General features: G+C 75.2%; 4 protein-coding genes. 1 reads left to right on the top strand and 3 read right to left on the bottom strand.

Translation table 11 applies throughout. From position 1 onward, the window contains the following. Positions 1 to 132: 132 nt before the first annotated feature. The 3 genes from ACIGG8_RS42630 to ACIGG8_RS42620 all read right to left on the bottom strand — a co-directional run bounded on the left by ACIGG8_RS42630 (position 133) and on the right by ACIGG8_RS42620 (position 4,534). Complete coding sequence (locus ACIGG8_RS42630; RefSeq protein WP_396553963.1) at positions 133 to 1,593, bottom strand: M20 family metallopeptidase; 1,461 nt, start codon at positions 1,591 to 1,593, stop codon at positions 133 to 135. Between the two features lie 854 nt (positions 1,594 to 2,447). Further along, complete coding sequence (locus tag ACIGG8_RS42625) at positions 2,448 to 3,107, bottom strand: response regulator (RefSeq protein WP_396553962.1); 660 nt, start codon at positions 3,105 to 3,107, stop codon at positions 2,448 to 2,450. Further along, positions 3,104 to 4,534 (bottom strand): sensor histidine kinase, encoded by a 1,431-nt coding sequence (locus ACIGG8_RS42620; protein ID WP_396553961.1) that lies wholly within the window; start codon positions 4,532 to 4,534, stop codon positions 3,104 to 3,106. Before ACIGG8_RS42620 ends, ACIGG8_RS42625 begins: the two co-directional genes overlap by 4 nt. A gap of 266 nt (positions 4,535 to 4,800) precedes the next feature. Here ACIGG8_RS42620 and ACIGG8_RS42615 point away from each other — a divergent pair, with 266 nt between their 5' ends. Continuing rightward, positions 4,801 to 5,700: a class I SAM-dependent methyltransferase gene (locus tag ACIGG8_RS42615; protein ID WP_396553960.1), complete on the top strand. Its 900-nt coding sequence runs from the start codon at positions 4,801 to 4,803 to the stop codon at positions 5,698 to 5,700. Positions 5,701 to 5,721: the final 21 nt, after the last annotated feature.

Genomic DNA, 5,721 nt, shown 5'->3' with positions numbered 1-5,721 from the left:
TGTCAGCTGTTATCTGTTACCTGCTACCCGTCACGCGGTTCCCGTGACCCGGTGCTCGTCACCTGCGACCCGCTCGCCGCCGGCCGCGCTCCGTCACTCCGGCCACGCTCCGCCCTCCACTTCCCCGTCCGCTCACCCCTCCGCGCGATCACGCAGTCGCGGCAGCGGTACGGCGAGCAGCGCCGCCAGCAGGGCGATCCGGGGGGCGATCTGGTCCAGCCGGATGTGCTCGTGCCGGGCGTGGGCCCCGGCACCCACCGCGCCGAAGCCGTCCAGGGTCGGCAGCCCGCGCGATCCCGGCAGGTTGGTGTCGCCGGCCCCGCCCGCCGGAGCGCCGTCCAACTGCTGCCCGAGCACCGCGGCGAGCGAACGCACGTGCCGCAGCAGCGGGTTGCCGGTCCGCTCGGGCCACGCCGGACGGCTGGACAGCACCTCCGTCCGGACCCGGGCACCCGGGCGCAGCGCGGTGAGCCGGGCGAGGTGGTCGAGCGTGCGGCGCTGCGCCTCGGCGGTGGAGAACCGCAGGCCCAGTTCGGCCTCGGCCCGGCCCGCGACCACGTTGGCACGCGAACCACCACTGATCCGACCGGCGTTGAGCTCCGTACCGGGCTGGCCCGCGAGGCCGCGGACGAGCACGAGCTGGTCGACCAGCTCGTCGACCGCCGACACCCCGTCGTGGGCGTCGTTGCCCGCGTGCGCCTCGCGACCGGTCACGGTGAGCCGGACCCTGGTGCTGCCGCGCCGCGCGGTCTTCAACCGACCGTCCGGGTGCGGCGGTTCCAGGCCCAGCACCGCTGCGGCTCCCCGCAGTTGGCGTTCGACCAGGCGGCGCCCGTCAGGGCTGCCGACCTCCTCGTCGGAGACCACCACCAGGCGCACGGTCCGGTGCGGCCGCTCGCCCAGGTCCGCGAGCAGCGCCAACGCGCCCTCCAGGATGGCGAGTCCGCCCTTCATGTCGACCACGCCGGGGCCGGTGAGCCGACCGTCCTGCTCGGCGACGGGCCAGTCCGCCAGCGTGCCGACCGGCCAGACGGTGTCGTGGTGGCCGACGATCAGCAGGTGCGGCAGGGACTCGTCCCGACCCTCCCACTCCAGGACGAGGTGGTCACCGGCCGGACCGGGTTCGCGGCGGGCGGTCGCACCGGTGGCGCGGAAGCCGGCGGCCAACTCCTCGGCGAGGGCGTCGAGTCGGGGTGCGTCCCCGCTGGGTGACTCGATCCGGGCCAGGTCCGCGCAACGACGTCGGACGGCGCCGGCGAGCGTACGGGCGCGGGTGCTGAGCGCCTGCGGCAGACCGGGCAGCGCCGCCGTGACCGGGACGCTGGTCGCGGGGGTCGCGGGGGCAGCGGGGACGGCGGGGGCTGCAGCGGCCGGGTTCGCAGTGGCAGCAGTGGCCGGGTTCGCAGCGGCCGATGCCGGGGGTGCGACGGCTGTGACGGTCACGGCGGTGGCACTGGCTGCCGCCACAACTGTGGCTGTGGCGGCAGCGGCGAGGGCTTCGCCGTCGGCAGCGGCCGGAACGGGGAGCTGGTTGCTGTCGGGTTCCGCGGCGGCCTCCGGTGCGGCGGGCGGCCCGACGATCTGGGGACTCAACGCTCGCCTCCGCGGCCGCCGCCGGTATTCAGCGGTCGGGCCGGCCGACCGCCCCCGCCCGGGTACCCGGCCCGGCCGGAACGCACCGTTCTGCCCGTATGGCCGGCGGCCCGCCGGAACGGCCCGTCTGGCCCAAGTGCGGTGGAACGGCTGGGCGGCGTGCTTGGCATTGCGTCCTCCTCGCTCGATCCGGTGGCCCCGGTCCGCCCGGAGCCCCGTGGACGGCGGCCTCCTCACGGCGGCACGGTGGCCGGGCCGTCGCAGGGAAGCCGAGATGTGAGCCTAGAAGAACCGTTCGGTTTCCTGCGAGGTGGCCCTGCTCCCAGCGTGCCGGTTCCGGGCCCAGCCCCGGACACCCGTCGGGGAACGGCGGCGGGCGCACGGCGCGCGGGCCTGGATCGGCGCGCGGGCGCGGTCGCCGGATCGCGCCCATCTCCACCATGGACCCGCCGCCCGAGTTCGGCAGCGCAAACCGCCAAGGCACGGCATTTCCACGCCGGATGGGTGACAGCGGCTCAGCATGCGGTACGAACCGGGAGCACGCGACGGCTCAGGGAAGCCCGCCCGGCCTCCCGGCCCGACTCCACGGGAACGTCCGGGGAACACCCGCGTGAACACCGGCCGATGCGGTGCCCCGACGAGCCCCGCCGTGCGCCGCCACCGAGTGCCACGAACACCGCGAACACCCATGAGCGCCATGAATGCCATGAACGACGCGAACACCCATGAGCACCACGAAAGCCGTGAACGTCATGAAAGCCATGAACACCATGCATGGTCGTGAATGCCACGAACGCCACCGGGCACCGCACCGCCGCCGTGTCCAACGGCTCCGGACCGCGCGGCCGCCGCCCTCAGGCGCCGTCCCCGACCAGCCCGGCATCGCGTGCCAGCAGCGCGGCCTGGACCCGGTTGCCGACGCCGAGCCCGGTCAGGATCCGGCTGACGTGCGCCTTGACGGTGCTCTCGCGCATCCCCAGGACGCCCGCGATCTCGGCGTTGGAGAGCCCGTCGGCGAGTTCGCGCAGCACGTCGGTCTCGCGCGGGGTGAGGCCGGCGACCCGGCTGCGGGCGGCGACCGACCGGGGAGCGCCGACTCGGTGGTAGCGGTCGATCAGGCGTCGCGCGGCCCTCGGGTGCAGCATCCCCTGGCCGCCGGCCACGACGTGCACGGCCCGGGCGATCTCGGCGGGCGGAGTGTCCTTGAGCAGGAAGCCGTCGGCCCCGGCGGCGAGCGCTTGGTACACGTACTCGTCCAGGTCGAAGGTGGTGAGTGCGATGACCCGGGGGGCGTCGGGCAGTTCGCGCAGGCGACGGGTGGCGGCGATGCCGTCGAGCCGGGGCATCCGGATGTCCATCAACGCCACGTCGATCCGCCGGCTCCCGGCGAGTTCGACGGCCTGGAGTCCGTCGGCGGCCTCGGCGACCACGGTGAGCGCCGGGTCCTGGGCGAGCAGGTCGACCAGGCCGAGGCGGACCAGGGCGTCGTCGTCGACCACCATCGTTCGGATCATGCGGTCCCCTTCGGCTGCTGCGTCGGTTGCCGGAGCTGTTCGGACTGCGCTCGCTGCTCGAACCGCTTCGGCAACCACGGCCGGTTCGGTCGGTCCGACCGGTTCGGTTGGCCCGGCTGGTCCGGCGGGTTCGGCGGGTTCGGGTCCGGGAGCGAACCGTCGATACGGGCGGGGGCCGGTTCGGGAGCCGCGTCGGGCGCCGGTTCGGGCACCGTCTGCGGCAGGCCGCCCGACGTGGGTGACCGGGCGGGCAGGCGGGCGCAGAGCCGGAAGCCGCCCTCCCCGTCCGGGCCCGCGTCGAGCTGACCGCCGAGCGCGGCGACCCGCTCGCCCAGCCCCACCAGGCCGTACCCGCCGCCGCTCCCCGGACCGTCCGGTGGCACCCCGCCGGGGCCGTTGCGGACCTCGACGACGGTGGCCGGTTCCCCGTAGCCGACCCGGACGGTGACCGACGCGGCGGGCGCGTGCTTGCGGGCGTTGGTGAGGGCCTCCTGGACCAGCCGGTGCACGGCCAGCCGGTGGGTGGTCGGGACGGACTCCGGGTCTCCGGCCAGGGCCAGTTCGACCTGCTGCCCGGCCTGGGTCGCCTCGCCGACGAGCTCGGTGAGGTCCCGCAGGGCCGGCCCCGGGACGGGCGCGGCCGGGCTCGGCGGCGCGGGCCCGTCCCCGGCGGCGGGCCGGGCCGGAGGGTCGGCGCGCAGCGCTCCCAGGACGTCGCGCAGGTCGTCGAGCGAGCGGGCGGCGGTGGTGCGCAGCAGTTCGAGCCGGTCGGCGAGCCGGTCCGGGTCGGCCGCGACGGTCCCGGCCCTGGACTGGTCGCGCAGCACTCCGGCGTGCAGCACCAGCAAGCTGAGACGGTGGGCCAGCACGTCGTGCATCTCCCGGGCGATCCGGGCGCGTTCGGCGGCCCGGGCCTGTCCGGCGCGCAGCTCGCGCTCGCGGCGCAACGCGTCGACCTGCTCGTGCAGGGTACGGATCAGCACCCGCCTGCCGTGCAGCCACAGGCCGACCGCCAAGGTGGCTGCCTGGAAAAGGAGTTGGGAGCCGAACGCACCGGCCCAGCCGGCCGGCGAGTCCGCGTCGGACGCGCTGGCCACGGCGATGACCACGCCCCCGACCGACGCCGGCCCCGTCCGGCCGAGGTAGGCGAGGTGGAAGACGCTGAACATGCCGGGGAAGGCCCGGTCGAACAGCCCTGCGGTGAGCACCGGCAGGACGGCGGAGGCGACCGGGTGGCGACGGGCGAAGAGGAGGGAGAGCGAGGCCAGCGAGGCCACGACCGTACGCGGTACGCGCAGCGGGCCGTCCGCGTCCAGCCACTGGACCAGGGCCTCCTCGACGGTCAGGGCGAGCAGGCCGAGCAGCAGCGACGTCTCGATCCAGGGCCGTTGGTCCGGGCCGTACCAGCCGAGCGGACTCCTGCGCATCGGGCTTCCCCTTTCTCGTTCCGACGTCCTGCCGGCCGTCCGCCGCTCGGACCTGAGCACGGTCTCGGGTGTGCGCCACGGCCTCTGGCGTGACCACCGGCTCGGGCGTGACCACCGGCTCGGGCGTGAATCCGGGCTCGATGCTAGGCGCGCCCGGCTCCGGGTTGCCTCTGTCTTCCGGCCAACCGCACCCTCGACTTTCGTCGGGGGCGCGCGTCGCCGACCGGCCGATCCGCCGTACTCCCGCCCTTCCTACCGTCGAAGACATGACGAACGACCAGCTCCGGCTTCACCCCGACTCGTCGCCCTCAAACCACGGTTGGCCCTCCGGCGGGGACGGCCTGCTGTTCCTCTCCGAGGCCCTGCGCACGTTCCACGACACCGGCGCGCTGGCCCCGAGCGGCCCGGAACTGGTGAACGCGCTGGTGGTGCCGGTCACCAGCCGCCCGAACCACCCGATCTCGGTGCTCGAAGTGGGCGCCGGCACGGGTGTGGTGACCCGCCGTCTGGTCCGAGCGCTGCGCCCGGGCGACCGGCTGCACGTCGTCGAGGCGAACCCGCGGTTCGCCGGCCGGCTTCGGGACGACCCGGTGCTGGCCGCCCGCCACCCGGGGATCGGGCTGCGGCTCTCGGCCTGCCGGGTCGAGGAGCTGGCGCACCGCCGCCCCTCGGCATCGACATCGGCATCGACATCGGCATCGACATCGACGGGGACGGGGACGGGGACGGAGGTGGGGGCGGGCCCGGCGGATCCGGAGGAGCGGTACGACGCGATCGTGTCCGGGCTGCCGTTCACCAACTTCCGCCCCGCGCAGGTCCGCGAGATCCTCGACCTCTACCTGCGCCTGCTGACGCCCGGCGGTGAGTTGACGTACTTCGGGTACCTCGGCACCACGACGGCGCGCACCCTCGCCTCGGGCCCCCGCCGGGGCGCCCGCCACCGGGCGGTGGTGCGGCTGCTGCGGCAGTTCGAGGCGGCGTACGGGCTGGGCGAGCGCACGGTGTGGCGCAATCTGCCGCCCGCCCGCGCCCACCTCCTCCGATCCCCGGACCGACGGGCGGGGCAGCCCCGGCCGCTCGATGATGGGCCGGGCACAGGACCGGAGCCGGTCCCGGCTCCGGCCAGGCCGTACGGCGACCGATCCGGGGCGTGCGACAAGCCCTAACAGATGACAATCGACAGATTT

The organism is Kitasatospora sp. NPDC085464 (genome assembly GCF_044541955.1).
GTDB lineage: Bacteria > Actinomycetota > Actinomycetes > Streptomycetales > Streptomycetaceae > Kitasatospora.
The sequence above is the reverse complement of the archived record's forward strand: the minus strand, read 5'-3'. Positions and strand labels throughout refer to the sequence as shown.

What these genes read in the sequence shown, in the direction of transcription:
- ACIGG8_RS42625 (WP_396553962.1), bottom strand. Translation starts at nt 3,107, where the DNA reads ATGATCCGAACGATGGTGGTCGACGACGACGCCCTGGTCCGCCTCGGC.
- ACIGG8_RS42620 (WP_396553961.1), bottom strand. Translation starts at nt 4,534, where the DNA reads ATGCGCAGGAGTCCGCTCGGCTGGTACGGCCCGGACCAACGGCCCTGG.
- ACIGG8_RS42615 (WP_396553960.1), top strand. Translation starts at nt 4,801, where the DNA reads ATGACGAACGACCAGCTCCGGCTTCACCCCGACTCGTCGCCCTCAAAC.